The following is a 16,010-nucleotide window of genomic DNA, read 5'->3' on the forward strand; positions in this document are numbered from 1 at the left end:
CCTAATTAAATTAGGTTTAACCTAATCGTTCAGGCTGCGTTTAGGATTTGGTGATGGTTTCGCGTGGGAAAGTTGAAGATCGCCAGCGTCGTGCAGGGGTCACTCACTACCGGTGGCTCTATATGCAGACAAGACGGGCATGCGCCCACGCTGACAGGGACGGGAGGGTCTATAGCTGGGAAGGCCCGCCGTCGGGCGGGCATCCGGGAAGCGAAGAGGGCTGCATGTGCATTGCAATGGCTTGCCTCCCCGATTTCGACGACCTGAATGACCTGATAGTTCATGCTGGCGAGCCAAGCGATGCCCCTGCTTATCCGCAAGATCAAGGCTTCATGCCCGGTGAGCGTTTTGCTCAGCGCCTGTGGCGATTCCTCGCCAGGCCATTCTCACGCAAACCCTGACGAGGGCGTCAATCAAGCTCCGCCCAGGATAATTCTATGGGCGTCAGGGTGTAGAGGGGGGCGCGGAATCGGTGCGGGGAGGCTGCCCGTTGATCCGCATTGCGATGCTTTTCGCTTGCGCCTCAGCGGCAGCTACGGAGTCGCTTGAAAGACGCTCGTCGCAATACAGCTTCTTGTTGGCGATATCTGACTCGTCCACCATCGGACTCCCCGATTCGACGATTACGATGCGCCAGGCGCAACCTAGCACAGGGTTGCGCGGAGCTGTGGTCGATAGGGTGTAAGAAAGGTTCCTTTGCGCCTGATAGTCGCCGGCGTATGCCTGTCCCTCTAGGTTCTCGTACCTGTCCATCGTAGAGACATCAGCTTGCTCAGCAATTGCCTGCGGTCCGCTGCCCGACGGCGGCGCCGTTGACTCAGTGCAGGCTAGGAGTGAACACACCAAGGCGACCAGTGCTGCACGCGCCAACGAGCCAAAGCTACTTAGACCTCTGTTGTAGTCCATCCGGAATTCCTTCTTCCTTGCGTCAAAATTTACGGAAACCCCAGGCAGCGAGAACGCGGCCTGAAATGAAAAGCTGATCGATTTCACCGGGTGGGACGACTTCAGGCTCATAGGCGGGATTGCTGCTTCGGATTAAGACGGAGCCATCGCGGCGCAGTTGTAGCCTTTTTACCAACGGTCGACCCTGCCAATTCATGACGTAGATGGCGTCTGTGTCGAAGTCCTGCACCCTGCTATCAACGAATAGGACGTCACCATCGGCGATGTCTCCGGTCATAGAGTCGCCGCGAGCCGTGATCACGCGAACGGCGTTCCTGGGTGCCCGCAGGTTCTGCTCAGCCCAATCTTCGGCAACATCAATGTACTGAACAACTTCTGGATGATCTGGCATGTACCCACCGCCCCCAGCGGAAACGAACCCCTCAAGCAGGGGGAAGCGAACATATCCAGGGATTGTCTCAGTGGATGCGAACTGAGTCGGTTGGTTCATTTCGCTGGGTGCGTCATCCCCAAAGTAGAGGGCTCCAAAGTCCTCGCCGTGGTCGTCCGCGATCGCCTTGGCTGTTGGAATGCCGGGCTTGTACTCACCATTGAGCCAGGCATTCGCAACAACGTTTGAGACCTTGTACTTGCGGGACAAGAATGCACCAGCGCCTCGGCGTGGCTGGCCGTGGCGGCCGAGGAGATCAATCAAGCGGCGGCCGAAAGCTTCGGCACCCTTATTTGGCTTGGACTTAGGCATTACCTAACGATGCCCGAAATTAAATTAGGCTTGCCCTGTTGACCATAGATTAGGTTGGACCTAAGATGCGAGGCATGGACACCCAAGCCCCCATCGACAGAGCTATCCGCGCGGTCGGCACGCAGCAGCGCCTGGCCGAAATCCTTGGCATCAAATCTGCCTCTATCAGCGAATGGAAGGCGCGATGCGCAGTGCCTGCGAATCGATGCATCGCGATCGAGACCGCAACCGGCGTCAGCCGGCACGACCTCCGCCCGGACGTGTTCGGTCCCGCGCCGGCAAACGACGCAGGGCAGGAGGTGGACCGTGCTGCCTGAGTTCCTCAAACCTGCGTCCTTGGCTTTCGGGCACTGGGGCGCGGTCGTGATGGACGATGAACATGCCATCCCGTTTGACGAGTTCCTGGCACCTCTGACGCCGACGACTGCATTGCACTTCAAGCGCATGGTCACGAATCAAACATGCTTTGAAGTAGCGGCAGTAGTTTTCCGGACTGCTGAATCGCCGCATCAACTGCCTTCAGTGCGAGGTGTTTTGTGGTCTCGGCAGGCAGCTGACGAAGCTGGTCGACGTATCTCTGCTTTTGAGGCGGGTCTAGATCTGAGCGAAGCACCATCAGCTCAAGCATCTGCTGGAGGGTCTCCGCATGAATCTTGACCGTCAAAGCACCAAGCTCTGCAGTGAGCCCGCCATCCTCCGCAAGGTAGTCCAGACCCGCCGTGGTGATTGCAGCAGGCGTCAGGGAGGGCTCGCTGGAGTTCATATATCCGGACACATGGATGTCGATGAGTCCGTGGTCCCGGAGGTACAGAATCTCCACGATAGCGGCGTCGCACTCGTCTCCGAGCTCAGTGACGAGATCTACCCGCTGGGGGTGCGCAGCCTCTGCCATCTGCAGGATGCGAAGCAAGCGTTCCTTGTTGACCTTGGCCATCTGTCGCCCTCCTTGCGGGCTGTTCGTGTGGAAACAGCAGCCTATCGCAAGGAGGGCGGCACCCGCAGCGTTATGCGTCGCCATCGATGCCGTCCCACATCCACAGCACTTTACCGCCGCCTTCAGGCACCGGCCCGAGGTCGGGGAGGGTGAGCGGGAACGCCTTCGGCCGTCCGTCCACCCTTCGAAGCACGAACGGCTTTCCGCACATGCGCACCAGTGTCACCACGCCATTTCTGGCGGCCATCCCTGAGTTGTTGTTGTCCATGGCGCTGATGCTGCGCCTCCACAGCGCTCCTAACCACGTTCACAGAGCAGCCGCATGAACATTACTGACGCAGCACACAAGACCGTGAAGGACTACCCGGGCGGCGCCGAGGCGCTGGCGACCAGGCTGATCACCGTGAACGACAAAGGCGAAGAGAAGCCCATGTCCGGGGCGGTGCTCCGCAACAAGATCAACCCGAACAACACGACCCACCGGCTCACCCTGGCCGAGGCCAACGAGATCATGGGCCTGACGGGCGACCACCGGATCCTGGTCGCTCTGGCGGCCGAGCACGGCTATGGCCTGCATGGTCTGGAGCCGCCAGCGGATGCCGGTTGCCTCACGAGCACGATCCTGGCGACCTCAGCCAGCAAGGGTCATTTTGCCGAAATGCTGCACAAGTGCCTGCAGGACGGCCTGATCACTGACAACGAATTCTCCGAGCTGCAGAGCGCAGCGACCGCGGTGCAGTCATCGCTGATCGTCCTCATGACGCGCCTGCGCGAGTCGAAGGGTCAGAAGGACGTGCTGTGAACCAGTTCGACAACGACATCCGCGCCAAGTCGGCGCAGCGCGATCGCCTCACCGGCGACGTAGACGCATTCCTGGCCAAGGGTGGCCAGATCGAACGGCCGGGAACGCCATCACCCAGCAAGCTCATGACGGTGCGCGAGTACAGCGACCTGACGTGGGCACGGAGGAATGAGCAGTGAGCCACCTTCCCGCACGCAACACCGATCCGGACACAAGCCATGAAGCGGCGCGCGAGCTCGTAGATTCGGGCGCGCAGGCACAGCAGCAGGCGCAGGTTGCCACGGCGGTTCGACAGTATCCCGGACTCACCAGCCGGGAGCTGGCGTTCTCCGCCGGCCTGGACCGCCACATGGTCGCCCGCCGATTGCCGGAACTCGAATCGGATGGCCTGGTGGTCCACGGAGCGCCGCGCATCTGCAGCATGAGCCGCAAGCGCTGCCAGACGTGGCTGCCTGTGCTGGCCGACGAAGACACGGTGCCGCTGGCTGCCTGACATGAATTACTACGAGCGCCACCTGGGCGATTACGCGAAGGACACGGGCCACCTGAGCCTGCTGGAGCACGGCGTCTACACGCTGCTTCTCGATCGCTACTACGCCACGGAGAGCGGCATTCCCGAGGATCAGGCGCATCGCATCGCGCGCGCGCGGTCAGCTGACGAGCGCGCTGCGGTCGATGTGGTCCTGGCCGAGTTCTTCCGTCTGGAGGGAAACCTCTGGGTTAACGGCCGTGTGGAAGAGGAGCTGGAGAAGGCGCGCGGCCGGATCGCCACCGCCCGCGCAAACGGAAAAAAGGGCGGCAGACCCCCCAAAAAGAACCCGAATGAAACCCACGAGGAACCCAATGGGTTTCCGCTGGGTTCTGGAAATGAAACCGGATCGAAAGCTCACCAAACACCAGACACCACCTTTACTCCAGATAGATCTAAGCAAGCACCAGAGATCTCTGAGGTCGCGACGTTGGCGGGGCGCGCATGCCTGCTGATGCGACAGGCCGGATGTCCAACGACCAACCCGAGCCACCCGGACCTGCTTGCTGGGCTGGCGGAGGGTGTGACGCCGGAGGCCTACGCAGACACCGTCGCCGAGGGAATGAGCCGAGCTCCTCCGGTAGCCAAGCCATTCGCCTGGGCGATCAGCACAGCCCGGGCCCGTCATGCCGAAGGCCCCAAGCAACCACCACAGAACACCGGAACCCATCATGGAACACGTCGCCTCGCACCTGCCGACGAAGTCGAGCATTTCATCCGCGCCAGAGGGCAGGGCGGAAACGTCATCGACGCCACGCCTGCAATCGCAGAACGCTATGGATCAGCTGTGGAGACACATGGCTCAGATCTACGGGCACAAGTGGACCAGCGCCTACACGGCGAATCCGGCGGGCTCAGCGGCGGCGACGTGGTCGAAGGGACTTTCCGGGTTGTCGGGTCGGCAGCTCGCTGACGGGCTGGCCGCCTGCATCGCCACCGCCGAGCCCTGGCCGCCGACGCTGCCGCAGTTCCGGATGATGTGCCTGGGCATCCCGCCGTTCGACGCCGTGCGCGCCGATGCTGGCCAGCAGGATGGCTTCACCCGTCTGGTGTGGCAGTACCTGGACGGCCACCGCTACCGGCTGGCGAGCGCCGAGAAGGCCGACAAGCTGCTGCTGGCGGCCTACAACCGGGCCAAGGAATTCGTGATGCGCGGCGGCGAGCTGCCGGCTGCGCCGGTGGCAGAGATCGAGCACCAGGTGCGGGAGGCCGTGCCGGCCACGCGCGAGCAGGTGGCCAAGCACATGGACGACATCGCGCGCGAGCTCAACGTGGCGATCGCCGCGGGCGAGCCGGCCGCTGATGCTGACGAGACGCCGGAGGTGCGGCATGCAGCCTGAAGTCGACAAGGAACTGCTGCACCGGGCGCGTCAGTCCGGCCGCTACATGCGCGAGGCCCACAAGCCGCGTAGCGCCGTGCCGCTGTTCGAAATGGGCGAGCCCGTCCGCCTGCAGCGCAAGGAATGGGAAGCCGGCTGGGATCAGCGGGATTACGAAATTCAGAGGGGTATCGCGGCATGAACTTGGAACAGATCGACACCAGCACGACGGCGGGGAAGGTCCGTGTGATGCAGCTTGCAGAGCGCGGACGGGCAATCGTCTGTCGGCAGCATGGCGACGCTCAGTGGATCAAGCACGGCAGCCCCCAATGGGATTGGGAGCGCATGCAGTATGCGGTCCTTGCAGATCACGAAAGCCCGGCCGCGCCTCGCCATATCTGGGTTGGCTTCAATGACGGTGGATTTTTCTGCGGCACGAGCAGAACCGCAAGCCGCGATCTTGTCCGCTACATCCGCGCCGACCTCGCGGGCGGTGACGCATGAGCCACATCGAGAAGAGGGCGCGGGAGCTGCTGGCTGCGGAATACGTGAAGGAAGGCCGCGCGGTGTCGGCGCAGGAAACCATGCAGGGGCATGACCTGACAGCACACGCGGAATACATCGCCCTGCGCGCCATCATCGCCGCCCTCACGCCGCCCGAGGGCTACGTGCTGGTGCCGGTGGAGCCGACTACGGAGATGCTCAATTCGCCATATATCGATTGCGGCCCGCGAACCGCTGCAATTACGTGGGCCGGGATGCTCGCCACTCGCCCGGAGGTGCCGTAATGAACGCGCTGAAACCAGCCGATTGGCAGGAGCGCGGCGAGGGCATGATGACGCCCAAGCAGCAGCGCATGCTCAACGCCATTTGCGGCGACCTCGCCGCCGGGCTGTCTTGGCACGGCCAGCGCCTGACCAAGGACGACTGGCGCCACATGGTGGCTGGCACGATGCTCGGCTGGCGCCTGATGCCGGCTATCGATCGCGGGCAGGGCGCGCCCGGTCACATCATGCTTGGCGGGTCCAGCCTCAAGCTCACCAAGTCACTGGCGTGCGACGCCATCACCGTCCTGGTGCAGATCGGTGACCACCCGGAAGAGCAGGGCATGCGCGCCAAGCCCGTGCGATGGTCGGACACGGTGCTACTTGGTTTGGGATTCAAAGAAAGCGATTTCCAAGAAGTGAGCGTGCGCAATGTCCGCTAAAGAGGCTGGAAAGCGGCTAGTTATCGTAAATCAGGGCGTCCAATGCTGCGCTTGCAGTTTTGGCAATATGATGCAGCGTTTTTGCCAAATCTTCGATTTTCTCCGTCTCGCCCGGCGTGTACTCGGCTTTGTCAGAGGTGACCATCAAATAGTTGTAGATCATTTGCGCGCCGTGAACTGCCTTGATGACAGGGTCATATGCATCACTGAGTTCGACGGATTCGATCGCTCTAAGACGAATGTTGAGTGCCTTACTACTTGTCTCGAAGGCAGCCTTTGGAACTTTTTTTGCGTCGGAGCGGGAAAGGGCGGATGTGATGGCGAGAAGCTCCGTCACATCAGTTTGAATCGCGATTGCAACAGCTCGTGCCTTCATTTTCTCGAGCCTTTGCCTTTCGTCTTTGTGAGACTTATCAGTGAGATCGCGCTTTCGTTCTGCAGACTTTGTCAAAATTTCTTGGCGCCACAGAGCGACTGCAAAGGTCACGATAGTCAGAAGAGCCTGTGTCCAAGCGGCCCATTCGCTCTGAGAAATGCAGATGGATTTTGCAATCCAACTGCAATAGTTAACCGTATCAGCCATTTCATATCCCCTGTGCTTCGTTGCGGGATTGTAAGTGGGAGGGCTCACTGATGCACGGCAACTACCGCGACCGCGCCCTGCTGGACGCCGTGTACCAAGTCGAATGCACCCTGCAGATCGACGGGTGCTGTGAAGGCGGCTTCGGCGAGCCGGCGCACAGCAACCAGAGCCGGCACGGGAAGGGAGGCGGCCTGAAGGCGCACGACTGTTTCGTGGCCAGCGCTTGCCGGAGCTGCCACCGTGAGCTGGACCAGGGGCGGCGCTTCACGCGCGAGGAGAAGGCCGAGATCTGGCTTCGCGGTCATGAGCGGACCATGCTGGCCCTGTGGCAGATGGGCCTGATCCAGGTGGCCGCATGATTATTCGGATTGTGGTCTATGGCTCGCCGGCGCCGCAGGGCAGCAAGTCGTTCAAGGGCCTGGCCAAGAGCGGCCGGGCGATCCTAGCTGAGTCGTCGAAGAAGGTCCGGCCATGGCGGCAGGACGTGAAGCTGGCCGCCCAGCAGCTGCGCAGCCAGCTCGGGTTGCAGATGCTTGATGAGCCCCTCGTGGTCCGCATGACGTTCACCCTCCACAAGCCGCTGAGCGCCCCGAAGCGCCGTAGGGTCTTCCCCTGCAAGCTGCCGGACCTCTCCAAGCTGGTCCGATCGACCGAGGACGCGCTGACCGACGCCGGGATCTGGCGGGATGACGCCCGGGTCGTGGAATGCAGCGCTGCCAAGCGCTACCCGGGGGAGGGCGCAGATGCCCTCGACGCGCCCGGGTGCGTGATCGAGATCGAGAGGATCGGCGCGTGATGGCCAGTTCCTACACAGAGCAAGTGGGCGGGCCGCGCGGTACGGCGATCGTGAGACTCGTCGTCGCTTGCCGGATCGCTGACAAGTACCGGAGTCGCCTGCCCAGCGTCAAAGAGCTGCAGGACGACTTCGGAATGCACAGAGCCACTGCTTACCGATGGCGCGCCGCACTGGCGAGCGCGCGCGGCATTTCTACCACCAGCACCACCCGAGGAGAGAACACACATGGTTGACCGCCGCGAGATGCTGGCCCGACTGAACGCACAGACCGTGCGATTCGACGTAGGGCAGGGTGGGGGCGCTCCCAGCCTGACCACGTCCGATATCGCCGCAGCACTGGGGATGGTGCCGGCCGGGCTTGGACGGGAAGTGATGGAGGCGGTGTATTTGCCGGACGGTGCCATCCGGCACCGCGGCAAGCTGGCCGAGGCCGTGCTCGCAATCGTGCGCCCGGAGTTCACCCGCCGCGCACGCGCGCTGGCTGAGGCCGAGGATGATCTGAGCTTCTCCAAGGAGATGGTCAGCCTCAGCCGACGCAGCATGTCCGACGCCCAGCGACGGATCCTTCGGGATCGGGAGGCCGCGGTGGTGCTGGCGCGGGACCAGGCCTGGCCGAAGAATACCTATCAGCACCTCTCCCGCATGGTCGACGCCGTGGTGCTGGAGCTGGCCAGCGGCAACCGCTGCCCGGCATGCTTGGGCGCCGGAATCGTCAACGACATGGGCTGCAAGGATTGCAGGTGCACCGGAATCGAGCCGACGCCGGACCGGCGCCGAGCGCTGGCAATGGGCACCGACTCGCCGGCGTACATGCGCAGGTGGAAGCCGGTCTACGAATGGCTGCTGACGGAACTTAACCACGCAGGGGAAGCGGCAGCAAAGCAGCTCTCCCGCGCACTGAGCAACATCGACCACGAGCCAACGTCACGCGCTGCATAGCAACTGAGAATATTGTCTTGCTGAGGCAACGGGATTCCCTGTAATTTCGCCACTATCGCGAGACTTGGCCGCCGGCCAAACTCATCAGCCCCGCCATCAAGCGGGGCTTTTTCCTTTATGGGGTGCGTTGCCAGATGGGCGCTGGGCCGGACTGTAAATCCGGCGTCTTCGACTCGCGTGGTTCAACTCCGCGGCACCCCACCACAAGCAACTCACTCGCGCTCGATCTTCTCGATGAAGTCGCATTGAGCAGTGAGCAGCCTATTGTGTCGGCGCGCAAGCCGGTTGAGGGGCCACACCGCCTCGGCAGGCATAAGCTCGGAACCCGTTGCCCAAGCGCTTATTGTTTCCTTCGATAGGCCAAGCAGGTTTGCCAGCCCCGATTCCCACCGTGGGCCGCACAGAATGCGGCCAACGATGATCAAGTGCTGCTGGCGGGGGTAAGGGGCGAGTGGTGCTTGAGTATTCATGGAAGTGATCTCCGTGATGGAGATTGCACTACAACAGTTCTGTGGGAACCGTCAACGGACGCCTCCCAGCCAATTCGCGCGGGCCTGGCCGAGTGGCTAAGGCATCAGCCTTCCAAGCTGACCACATGGGTTCGAATCCCATGGCCCGCTCCAGCTATGCCCGCTTCCCCGACCGGATCAACCCTCGCGCCAAGCCGGCAGCGGGGCGGGCACCTATTGCAGCGTGGAGAAGCGGCATCTCGCCGGGCTCATATCCCGGAGGTCGCCCGTTCGAATCGGGCCGCTGCTACCAGTACAGAGGACACCATGGTGAGCATCGAAACAGTCGCCGCCGGGATGGGGTTCTCGCCGGCGTTGGCGCTGGCCCTTGAGCAGGCCTGTCATCGCTTCGGCATCAACACCGAGCTTCGCGTGTGCCACTTCCTGGCGCAGGTAGCGCATGAGAGCGGAACCGGACGCTGGCTCAAGGAACTGTGGGGGCCGACCCCTGCGCAGAGCCGGTATGAAGGCCGCAGGGACCTGGGCAATACGCAGCCTGGAGATGGCTTCCGCTTCCGTGGCCGTGGTGGCATCCAGCTGACCGGCCGCGACAACTATGAGAAGTACAGCAGGGCCATCTACGATGACGATCGCGCCGTCCGCAACCCGGATATGGTCGCCTCACTGCCTGACGCCGCACTGGCCGCCGGGTACTTCTGGCAGCGAGATTTCATCAACACGTGGGCCGACAAGGACGATGTTCTGGCGGTCAGCCGGGCGGTGAATCTCGGCTCGCCCACGAGCAAGGCCATGCCGAACGGCCTCGAAGACCGCAAGCAGAAGCTGAAGCTGGCCAAGGCTGGCTACGCAAGATTGGTGCCCCGATGACCGAGCCCCTCACCGCAGCCAAGGCCTTCGCCTTTGCCCTGGCCGCTGCGGCGGCTCCAACCGCTATCAGCCCGGGGTCGGTCCACGTGGAATGGCTACACCTCGAAATCACCACCGCCTTTTTCGGCGTTCCCTTCAATGTCCTGTTCGCCGCGGCACTGGGTAGCCTGGGCGGGGTGTGGAACCAGAAGCTGCCCACCCGGCAGGAGCTGGGGATCGCCTTCTTGGGCAGCACAATCCTTGCGGTAACGATGAGCGTGCTGGGTCCGGAGGTGCTGAATGCACTGGGCCGCTGGGCGCTCGGCGACGGCTACCAGCCGATGGGCTGGTCCAGCACCGGGGTGCATGCCTCGGCGGCCATGCTGCTGGGATTCACCGCTCAGAACTGGGGGCCTGAGCTTATCCGTGGTGTTGGCCCGTTCTTCAAGGCCCTGCTACGTCGCTACTTGCCCCGTAAGGAGGGCCAGCCATGACGTTCTCCCTGTGGTCGCTGGCAGCAGTTCCAGCGCTGATCGTGATTTTCCTGACCGCCCTCTACGGCTTGAACGACGTCCAGATCCGGAAGCTCCGGCAACTGGCACGCGGTCAAGGCCTGGTGGAGCTGGCCCTCGGTGCATCGTTCGCCTTGATGGCCTCGATGAGCTTCCTGATGATGGCTGCCTGCCTGATGGGTGCCGACCTCTACACATGGCGGGGCACCTTCCTCATGTGGGGTATCGCCGGGGTCTTCGGCCTTGTCGGCAGGTTCGCTCCCTGGCGGAACTGGATTCAGCGAATCGCCGCAGCTGAAGCTGATGCCGCTGGTGCCCAGGCATGAACCGCTCTCTGATCATCCTCCTGGCAGTTGCGGTTTGGTCGGCTGGCATGTTCGGTGCTGGCTGGGCATGGCGAGGCGATCGCGCCGATGGCGCGGAAGCCCGGCAGCAGGCCGACGCCAACGCCGGTCAGGTGCAGGAGGTAAACCAAGCCCGCAGCACCGAACACACCCAGGCCGAGGTCATGGCCACCATCGGAGCGAAGCATGAAGAAGATCGCGCTACGGCCCAGGCCGTCCCTGCTGCTGTTGTTGCTGGGGTGCGTGATGGCAGTCTCCAGCTGCGCGACGACCTCGCCACCTGCGAGACCAGCCGCCTGTCCCAAGCCGTTGCCGGCGCCGTCGAACGTGATGCGCGAGCCGAACTACGTCCAGAGGTTGCAGGGGCTGCTCTTCAAATCGTCACCGACGCCCAAGACCACGTCATCGCCTGCCAAGCCGTAGTGCGAGAGTACGAAGGGCAGGAGTAGCTATGGGCAGGCCTCAGCCCCCGACCGACCTACACGAAATCGATCTGGAGGACATGGCAATGCGGTTCCGGCCTGCTCCGGATGTATGGGAGTGGATCGAAGCCGAGGTGCTGTCCGAGGACGGGAACCTGCACAACCCCGATCACCTGCACCTACAGGGTGCAGACGTGGGCATCCTCTGGGCGGGCACCTGTTTCACCAAGCAGGGCCGGACCGTTGTCGGCCAGGCCGAGATAGTGGCTTTCCGGGCGGGTGGGTGGCAGAAGGCCCGGATGGAGCGCCAGATGGTGGACTGGTTCGGGCGCGTACCTGAGGTGGTCATCACTCTGACCGCCGATTACTGCTCCAGCTGCACCGACACGGAGTTCTGCGCTCTGGTGGAGCACGAGCTCTACCACGTTGCCCAAGAGACCGATCAGTACGGAGCCCCGAAGTTCCGTAGGGATGGATCCGCCGCCCTGACGATGCGAGCCCATGACGTGGAAGAGTTCGTCGGGGTGGTTCGCAGGTATGGGGCAGGGGAACAGGTCCAGAAGCTCGTAGACGCAGCACAGAGGCCGCCTGAGGTGGCCAGACTAGATATCGCCCGGTCGTGTGGCACCTGCCTGCTGAGGGCGGCGTAGGCACGACCTGGCACGACAAGGCTGAATACAGATGCCCGCGCTCGACGCCCAGGTGAAGACCTTCATCGTCCAGCAGTTGGCGTGCTTCGACACGCCCAGCACGGTGGTGGAGGCGGTCAAGACTGAGTTCGGTCAGGCCGTGAGCCGCCAGACGGTGGAATCGCACGACCCTACCAAGCACGCAGGGCGGAAGCTGGCGCAGCGCTGGGTCGAGCTGTTCAACACCACCCGGGAGCGCTTCAAGGCCGAGACGGCGGACATTCCCATCGCCAACCGAGCCGTCCGACTGCGCGCGTTGAACCGGATGGCCAACAAGGCAGAAGGGATGAAGAACATGGCCTTGGCCGCCCAGCTCATCGAGCAGGCGGCCAAGGAGACAGGCGGGGCGTACACGAACCGCCAGCAAGTCGAACACAGCGGCCCCAACGGTGGGCCGATCCAGAGCGCCGACATGACCCCCGGCCAGTTCCGAGAGGAGGCGAAGAAGCTGCTGCAGGAGGTGTGAAGTGGGCGAGCTGACCGCTCAGCAAAAGCTGGTTGCGGCCGAGCTGGCGCGGGAGGACTTCTATTTCTACAGCCGCTACACGTTCCTGCGGAAGAAGGGCTTCCAGTGGATGCGGGCCAAGCACCATGCCCCTCTGTGCGCGGCCTTGGACCGGGTCTATCGGGGCGAGTGCAAGCGCCTGGTGATCAACCTGCCGCCGCGGTATTCGAAGACCGAGCTGGCGGTCGTGAACTGGATGTCCTGGTGCCTGGGCAAGGTGCCGGACTCCGAGTTCATCCACATCAGCTATGCCGCACCACTGGCCCTGAACAACAGCGCCAATACCCGCGAGCTGGTGCAGCACGAGGTCTACGGGGAGATCTTCCCCGAGGTCGAGCTGCGCAAGGACAGCAGCGCCAAGGGCGACTGGCGGACAACCAAGGGCGGGGTGGTCTATGCCACCGGTGCCGAGGGCACAGTGACCGGCTTCGGCGCGGGCAAGGCTCGGCCCGGCTTTGGCGGCGCGATCATCATCGATGACCCGCACAAGCCGGGCGAGGCCGACAGCGACACGGTCCGCCAGGGCGTGCTGGACTGGTTCAACAACACGCTGCAGTCCCGCGTGAACAGCGCGGACACGCCGATCATCGTGATCATGCAGCGCCTGCACGAGCGGGACCTGGCCGGCTGGCTCCTGGGCCGCAAGCCCGGCGAAGATCCGCGACCGGGTGGGAATGGTGAGGTGTGGGAGCACGTCTGCTTCGAGGCGCTGTCGGAGGACGGCGAGGCCCTGTGGCCTGAGAAGCACACTGCCGCCGACCTCAACCGCATGCGCGAATCGATGCCCTACGTCTTCTCGGGGCAGTACCAGCAGCAGCCATCTCCAGGCGACGGCGGGATCATCAAGACCGCCAAGATCGAGACGGTCGATGCGCTTCCCGCCGGCCTGCAGTTCGTGCGCGGGTGGGACTTGGCTGGAACCGAGGCGAAGATGAAGCGGGGTGACTGGACCGTGGGCGCCAAGCTGGGCCGCAGTCAGGACGGCGTCATCTACATCGCGGACGTCCTGCGCGAGCGGATGGGCCCGGACGAAGTGGAGACGGCGATCGGGAACACCGGCAAGGCCGATATGGTCCTCCAGTCGATCCCGCAGGACCCCGGACAGGCAGGCAAGGCGCAGGTCATGCACCTGAGTCGCAAGCTCTACGGCGTGCCGGCCACCTTCTCGCTTGAGAGCGGGGACAAGGCCACACGCGCGGCAGGCTTCGCCGCCCAGGTCAATGCCGGCAACGTGAAGATGCTCCGGGCGCCCTGGAACGACGCGCTGCTCAACGAATTCAAGATGTTTCCCAACGGCCACTACGACGACCAAGTGGATGCGTGTTCGCGCGCCTTCAACTCCCTGGACGACTCACTGGCCCTCTTCATGGCACAGGCTCAATGACCACACCGACCTTCCGCCAGGACGGCTACCTGGATGCCGTGCTGGGCGCAGGCGCGATTGCTGCCCTCACCAGCGCGATGGGCCAGAGCGACGCGGCCATGTATGCCGAGGGCGGCCTGCCCGCGCGGGTGGTCGACCTGCCGGCGGATAACGCTGTAAAGGGTGGGATCACCATCACCGGCGACACCGATGGCGTCATCCTCGCGGAGGTCGAGCGCCTCAAGGTGCTCCCGTTGCTGGCGGACGCAGCACGATGGGCCCGACTGCGCGGGGGTGGGTGCCTGCTGCTGATCGTGGCCGACGGCGGTCTCCTGCGCGATCCGATGAATGTCGATCGCCTGGACACCATTCACGAGCTGCGCGTCTACGACATCGATGACCTTTCGGTCGACCGTTCGTACAACAACCCGAACGAGATCACCTACGGCCAGCCGGAGCTGTACCGCCTTTCGGTACGCGGCGCAGGTACGCAGGTGGTGGTGCACGAGTCCCGCTTGGTGGAGGTGCCGGGCGACCCGATGCCGGCGTCCATGAAGCAGGACAGCATTCCGTGGCGGGGCCGCGCCGCCGCCGCTCGCGCCTTCCGGCGGATCCGCGACTACATCGACAGCGTCGGTTTGGCGCGCGAGATCCTGCGGCGCAAGCAGCAGGCCGTGCACAAGATGAAGGGGATGGCCCAGGCCATCCAGGCGCAGCAGGAGGAAATGATCCAGAAGCGCCTGACGATGGTCGATCAGGCGCGCGGTGTTCGAAACAGCGTCGCCGTTGATGCCGATGACGACTACGACATCCGCGATACCAGCGTCGGCGGGGTCAACCAGATCCTTCAGGAGATGCAGATTGCGCTGTCGGCCGAGTCCGGCATCCCCGTGACGCTGCTGTTCGGGCGCTCGCCCGGCGGCCAGAACGCCACCGGCGATGCCGACTTCGAGGGCTACTACAACCTGGTGGAGCAGCTGCGCAGCCTGCGCATGCAGCCTGCTCTGGAGCGGATCATCTCCTTGATCTGCGCTCAGAACACGATGGCCGGCAAGGCGCCAAACAACTGGACTGTGGTGTGGTCGCCCTTGAAGCAGCTCACGCAGAAGGAACTGGCCGATATCGGCAAGACCAAGGCCGAGACGCTCAAGATCGAGGCGGATGCGGTGGTCGCCATCATGGGGACCAGCGCGGTCTCTGAAGACGAGGCGCGGGAGTACGTGAAGCAGCGTGGCCTGTTCGGCCTCGATCCCGATGACACCACGCCGGGCACGGCCAAGACCTATGCAGCGCAGACATGAAGAAGAAGCCCGGCAAGGCGCGGCGCTGGCTGTACCCGGCGGGCGTGGAGCGCGACTACACCCGCCGCCTGGTGACGATCGCCGACGAGGCTGTGCAGGCCATCGAGCCTGCAGTGCTTCGGGCGCTGGGCTACCGGGCCGATATCGCTGATCCTTCCATCGACATTGGCTGGTATCAGGGGCTGATCCAAGCCTTGCAGGCCGGCACTAGCCTCTCGCCAGTGCAGGACCAGGTGCTTGGGCCATTGATCAGCGAGTTTGCCCGGCGGACGACCAGATTCAACAAGCAGCAGTTCCACGGCGTCCTGCGTTCTGCCTACGGCGTGAACGTGCTGACCGCCGATCCCGAGCTGCGGGACATGCTGAGCGTCTGGGAGTCCGAGAATCTGGAGCTGATCAAGTCGCTGCCGACGAAGTACGTCGACCAGCTGCGCGGCCAGGTGACCGCGGCGGTGCAGTCCGGCAAGAGCCTGCGCGACGTGGTCGCGCTGGTGAAGAAGACCGGCAAGGTCACGAAAGGCCGCGCCGAGCTGATCGCGCGGGACCAGATCGGCAAGTTGAACGGGGACATCACCCAGGCTCGGCAGCAGGGCATCGGCGTCGAGGAATACCGCTGGCGCGGTGTTCTGGACGGCCGCGAGCGCTCCGAGCACGTCGCCCGCGAGGGCAAGACCTACCGATGGGACAAGCCGCCGGAAGACGGGCACCCCGGGCAGCCGATCCGGTGCCGGTGCAGCGCCGAGGCTGTCCTGCCTGATCTGGACGACCTGAACGCCCTGATCGTTCACTGAGGAATCAACC

27 protein-coding genes and 3 tRNA genes are annotated in these 16,010 nt (G+C 63.6%); 25 read left to right on the forward strand and 5 right to left on the reverse strand.

The window, feature by feature from the left end:
• Positions 1-444: 444 nt before the first annotated feature.
• The gene (locus tag POS15_RS03355; RefSeq protein ID WP_284129677.1) at positions 445-1,017 is read right to left on the reverse strand and encodes a hypothetical protein; all 573 of its coding nucleotides are present in this window, start codon (positions 1,015-1,017) and stop codon (positions 445-447) included.
• The gene (locus POS15_RS03360; RefSeq protein ID WP_080114890.1) at positions 929-1,648 is read right to left on the reverse strand and encodes a S24 family peptidase; all 720 of its coding nucleotides are present in this window, start codon (positions 1,646-1,648) and stop codon (positions 929-931) included. The genes POS15_RS03355 and POS15_RS03360 overlap by 89 nt, the downstream gene beginning before the upstream one ends.
• Positions 1,649-1,722: 74 nt before the next feature.
• Between POS15_RS03360 and POS15_RS03365 the strand changes: the two genes are divergently transcribed.
• Positions 1,723-1,965 carry a Cro/CI family transcriptional regulator gene (locus POS15_RS03365; RefSeq protein ID WP_046273919.1) on the forward strand — a complete coding sequence of 81 codons (243 nt, stop codon included), beginning with the start codon at positions 1,723-1,725 and terminating at the stop codon, positions 1,963-1,965.
• Positions 1,966-2,096: 131 nt separating this feature from the next.
• On the opposite strand, the gene POS15_RS03370 is transcribed toward POS15_RS03365, so the two are convergent.
• Complete coding sequence (locus POS15_RS03370; protein WP_284128964.1) at positions 2,097-2,582, reverse strand: hypothetical protein; 486 nt, start codon at positions 2,580-2,582, stop codon at positions 2,097-2,099.
• 70 nt (positions 2,583-2,652) lie between these two features.
• On the reverse strand, positions 2,653-2,850 hold the full coding sequence (locus tag POS15_RS03375) for a hypothetical protein (protein ID WP_284128965.1): 198 nt from the start codon (positions 2,848-2,850) through the stop codon (positions 2,653-2,655).
• Positions 2,851-2,904: 54 nt separating this feature from the next.
• Here POS15_RS03375 and POS15_RS03380 point away from each other — a divergent pair, with 54 nt between their 5' ends.
• From POS15_RS03380 to POS15_RS03420, 9 genes are read left to right on the forward strand one after another with little or no spacing between them, the layout of a single operon-like run.
• Positions 2,905-3,384, forward strand: coding sequence for a phage regulatory CII family protein (locus POS15_RS03380; RefSeq protein WP_345782479.1), 480 nt, complete (start codon positions 2,905-2,907; stop codon positions 3,382-3,384).
• On the forward strand, positions 3,381-3,563 hold the full coding sequence (locus tag POS15_RS03385; protein ID WP_284128967.1) for a hypothetical protein: 183 nt from the start codon (positions 3,381-3,383) through the stop codon (positions 3,561-3,563). The genes POS15_RS03380 and POS15_RS03385 overlap by 4 nt, the downstream gene beginning before the upstream one ends.
• A complete protein-coding gene (locus POS15_RS03390; protein WP_019184971.1) occupies positions 3,560-3,877 on the forward strand; it encodes a winged helix-turn-helix domain-containing protein in 318 nt (105 codons plus the stop codon). Before POS15_RS03385 ends, POS15_RS03390 begins: the two co-directional genes overlap by 4 nt.
• 1 nt (position 3,878) lies before the next feature.
• Positions 3,879-4,826, forward strand: a complete 948-nt coding sequence (locus POS15_RS03395; RefSeq protein WP_284128968.1) for a DUF1376 domain-containing protein — start codon at positions 3,879-3,881, stop codon at positions 4,824-4,826.
• Complete coding sequence (locus tag POS15_RS03400; RefSeq protein ID WP_284128969.1) at positions 4,804-5,253, forward strand: hypothetical protein; 450 nt, start codon at positions 4,804-4,806, stop codon at positions 5,251-5,253. Before POS15_RS03395 ends, POS15_RS03400 begins: the two co-directional genes overlap by 23 nt.
• The gene (locus POS15_RS03405; protein ID WP_284128970.1) at positions 5,243-5,434 is read left to right on the forward strand and encodes a hypothetical protein; all 192 of its coding nucleotides are present in this window, start codon (positions 5,243-5,245) and stop codon (positions 5,432-5,434) included. The genes POS15_RS03400 and POS15_RS03405 overlap by 11 nt, the downstream gene beginning before the upstream one ends.
• Entirely contained in the window at positions 5,431-5,736 is a 306-nt protein-coding gene (locus POS15_RS03410; RefSeq protein ID WP_284128971.1) for a hypothetical protein, read from the forward strand. Before POS15_RS03405 ends, POS15_RS03410 begins: the two co-directional genes overlap by 4 nt.
• On the forward strand, positions 5,733-6,020 hold the full coding sequence (locus POS15_RS03415) for a hypothetical protein (protein ID WP_284128972.1): 288 nt from the start codon (positions 5,733-5,735) through the stop codon (positions 6,018-6,020). Before POS15_RS03410 ends, POS15_RS03415 begins: the two co-directional genes overlap by 4 nt.
• A complete protein-coding gene (locus POS15_RS03420; protein WP_284128973.1) occupies positions 6,020-6,439 on the forward strand; it encodes a recombination protein NinB in 420 nt (139 codons plus the stop codon). Before POS15_RS03415 ends, POS15_RS03420 begins: the two co-directional genes overlap by 1 nt.
• Positions 6,440-6,455: 16 nt before the next feature.
• On the opposite strand, the gene POS15_RS03425 is transcribed toward POS15_RS03420, so the two are convergent.
• Positions 6,456-7,022, reverse strand: coding sequence for a hypothetical protein (locus POS15_RS03425; RefSeq protein ID WP_284128974.1), 567 nt, complete (start codon positions 7,020-7,022; stop codon positions 6,456-6,458).
• Positions 7,023-7,072: 50 nt separating this feature from the next.
• Here POS15_RS03425 and POS15_RS03430 point away from each other — a divergent pair, with 50 nt between their 5' ends.
• From POS15_RS03430 to POS15_RS03500, 15 genes are all read left to right on the forward strand, one after another.
• Positions 7,073-7,381 (forward strand): nuclease domain-containing protein, encoded by a 309-nt coding sequence (locus POS15_RS03430; RefSeq protein ID WP_284128975.1) that lies wholly within the window; start codon positions 7,073-7,075, stop codon positions 7,379-7,381.
• Positions 7,378-7,818: a RusA family crossover junction endodeoxyribonuclease gene (locus POS15_RS03435; RefSeq protein WP_284128976.1), complete on the forward strand. Its 441-nt coding sequence runs from the start codon at positions 7,378-7,380 to the stop codon at positions 7,816-7,818. The genes POS15_RS03430 and POS15_RS03435 overlap by 4 nt, the downstream gene beginning before the upstream one ends.
• 225 nt (positions 7,819-8,043) lie before the next feature.
• Positions 8,044-8,757: a hypothetical protein gene (locus POS15_RS03440; protein ID WP_284128977.1), complete on the forward strand. Its 714-nt coding sequence runs from the start codon at positions 8,044-8,046 to the stop codon at positions 8,755-8,757.
• A gap of 119 nt (positions 8,758-8,876) precedes the next feature.
• Positions 8,877-8,961: transfer RNA gene (locus tag POS15_RS03445), tRNA-Tyr, on the forward strand.
• A gap of 344 nt (positions 8,962-9,305) precedes the next feature.
• Positions 9,306-9,380, forward strand: a tRNA-Gly gene (locus POS15_RS03450).
• 64 nt (positions 9,381-9,444) lie between these two features.
• Positions 9,445-9,519, forward strand: a tRNA-Met gene (locus POS15_RS03455).
• Between the two features lie 14 nt (positions 9,520-9,533).
• Positions 9,534-10,094, forward strand: a complete 561-nt coding sequence (locus POS15_RS03460) for a hypothetical protein (RefSeq protein WP_284128978.1) — start codon at positions 9,534-9,536, stop codon at positions 10,092-10,094.
• Positions 10,091-10,567 carry a hypothetical protein gene (locus POS15_RS03465; protein ID WP_284128979.1) on the forward strand — a complete coding sequence of 159 codons (477 nt, stop codon included), beginning with the start codon at positions 10,091-10,093 and terminating at the stop codon, positions 10,565-10,567. Before POS15_RS03460 ends, POS15_RS03465 begins: the two co-directional genes overlap by 4 nt.
• Positions 10,564-10,911, forward strand: coding sequence for a holin (locus POS15_RS03470; RefSeq protein WP_284128980.1), 348 nt, complete (start codon positions 10,564-10,566; stop codon positions 10,909-10,911). The genes POS15_RS03465 and POS15_RS03470 overlap by 4 nt, the downstream gene beginning before the upstream one ends.
• Entirely contained in the window at positions 10,908-11,378 is a 471-nt protein-coding gene (locus tag POS15_RS03475; RefSeq protein ID WP_284128981.1) for a lysis system i-spanin subunit Rz, read from the forward strand. The genes POS15_RS03470 and POS15_RS03475 overlap by 4 nt, the downstream gene beginning before the upstream one ends.
• Before the next feature lie 2 nt (positions 11,379-11,380).
• Positions 11,381-12,001, forward strand: coding sequence for a putative metallopeptidase (locus tag POS15_RS03480; RefSeq protein ID WP_284128982.1), 621 nt, complete (start codon positions 11,381-11,383; stop codon positions 11,999-12,001).
• A gap of 31 nt (positions 12,002-12,032) precedes the next feature.
• Entirely contained in the window at positions 12,033-12,506 is a 474-nt protein-coding gene (locus POS15_RS03485; RefSeq protein WP_046272767.1) for a DUF2280 domain-containing protein, read from the forward strand.
• A 1-nt stretch (position 12,507) separates the two neighbouring features.
• Complete coding sequence (terL, locus tag POS15_RS03490; RefSeq protein ID WP_284128983.1) at positions 12,508-13,929, forward strand: phage terminase large subunit; 1,422 nt, start codon at positions 12,508-12,510, stop codon at positions 13,927-13,929.
• Between the two features lie 38 nt (positions 13,930-13,967).
• On the forward strand, positions 13,968-15,209 hold the full coding sequence (locus POS15_RS03495; RefSeq protein WP_284128984.1) for a DUF1073 domain-containing protein: 1,242 nt from the start codon (positions 13,968-13,970) through the stop codon (positions 15,207-15,209).
• Entirely contained in the window at positions 15,206-16,000 is a 795-nt protein-coding gene (locus tag POS15_RS03500) for a phage minor head protein (protein WP_284128985.1), read from the forward strand. The genes POS15_RS03495 and POS15_RS03500 overlap by 4 nt, the downstream gene beginning before the upstream one ends.
• Positions 16,001-16,010 lie beyond the last annotated feature (10 nt).

Source organism: Stenotrophomonas sp. BIO128-Bstrain (genome assembly GCF_030128875.1).
GTDB lineage: Bacteria > Pseudomonadota > Gammaproteobacteria > Xanthomonadales > Xanthomonadaceae > Stenotrophomonas > Stenotrophomonas bentonitica_A.

Bases quoted from the DNA above. Each gene is read 5' to 3' on its own strand.
- POS15_RS03355 (WP_284129677.1), bottom strand. From the start codon at position 1,017: ATGAGCCTGAAGTCGTCCCACCCGGTGAAATCGATCAGCTTTTCATTT.
- POS15_RS03360 (WP_080114890.1), bottom strand. From the start codon at position 1,648: ATGCCTAAGTCCAAGCCAAATAAGGGTGCCGAAGCTTTCGGCCGCCGC.
- POS15_RS03365 (WP_046273919.1), top strand. From the start codon at position 1,723: ATGGACACCCAAGCCCCCATCGACAGAGCTATCCGCGCGGTCGGCACG.
- POS15_RS03370 (WP_284128964.1), bottom strand. From the start codon at position 2,582: ATGGCCAAGGTCAACAAGGAACGCTTGCTTCGCATCCTGCAGATGGCA.
- POS15_RS03375 (WP_284128965.1), bottom strand. From the start codon at position 2,850: ATGGACAACAACAACTCAGGGATGGCCGCCAGAAATGGCGTGGTGACA.
- POS15_RS03380 (WP_345782479.1), top strand. From the start codon at position 2,905: ATGAACATTACTGACGCAGCACACAAGACCGTGAAGGACTACCCGGGC.
- POS15_RS03395 (WP_284128968.1), top strand. From the start codon at position 3,879: ATGAATTACTACGAGCGCCACCTGGGCGATTACGCGAAGGACACGGGC.
- POS15_RS03405 (WP_284128970.1), top strand. From the start codon at position 5,243: ATGCAGCCTGAAGTCGACAAGGAACTGCTGCACCGGGCGCGTCAGTCC.
- POS15_RS03410 (WP_284128971.1), top strand. From the start codon at position 5,431: ATGAACTTGGAACAGATCGACACCAGCACGACGGCGGGGAAGGTCCGT.
- POS15_RS03415 (WP_284128972.1), top strand. From the start codon at position 5,733: ATGAGCCACATCGAGAAGAGGGCGCGGGAGCTGCTGGCTGCGGAATAC.
- POS15_RS03420 (WP_284128973.1), top strand. From the start codon at position 6,020: ATGAACGCGCTGAAACCAGCCGATTGGCAGGAGCGCGGCGAGGGCATG.
- POS15_RS03425 (WP_284128974.1), bottom strand. From the start codon at position 7,022: ATGGCTGATACGGTTAACTATTGCAGTTGGATTGCAAAATCCATCTGC.
- POS15_RS03430 (WP_284128975.1), top strand. From the start codon at position 7,073: ATGCACGGCAACTACCGCGACCGCGCCCTGCTGGACGCCGTGTACCAA.
- POS15_RS03435 (WP_284128976.1), top strand. From the start codon at position 7,378: ATGATTATTCGGATTGTGGTCTATGGCTCGCCGGCGCCGCAGGGCAGC.
- POS15_RS03440 (WP_284128977.1), top strand. From the start codon at position 8,044: ATGGTTGACCGCCGCGAGATGCTGGCCCGACTGAACGCACAGACCGTG.
- POS15_RS03460 (WP_284128978.1), top strand. From the start codon at position 9,534: ATGGTGAGCATCGAAACAGTCGCCGCCGGGATGGGGTTCTCGCCGGCG.
- POS15_RS03465 (WP_284128979.1), top strand. From the start codon at position 10,091: ATGACCGAGCCCCTCACCGCAGCCAAGGCCTTCGCCTTTGCCCTGGCC.
- POS15_RS03470 (WP_284128980.1), top strand. From the start codon at position 10,564: ATGACGTTCTCCCTGTGGTCGCTGGCAGCAGTTCCAGCGCTGATCGTG.
- POS15_RS03475 (WP_284128981.1), top strand. From the start codon at position 10,908: ATGAACCGCTCTCTGATCATCCTCCTGGCAGTTGCGGTTTGGTCGGCT.
- POS15_RS03480 (WP_284128982.1), top strand. From the start codon at position 11,381: ATGGGCAGGCCTCAGCCCCCGACCGACCTACACGAAATCGATCTGGAG.
- POS15_RS03485 (WP_046272767.1), top strand. From the start codon at position 12,033: ATGCCCGCGCTCGACGCCCAGGTGAAGACCTTCATCGTCCAGCAGTTG.
- POS15_RS03500 (WP_284128985.1), top strand. From the start codon at position 15,206: ATGAAGAAGAAGCCCGGCAAGGCGCGGCGCTGGCTGTACCCGGCGGGC.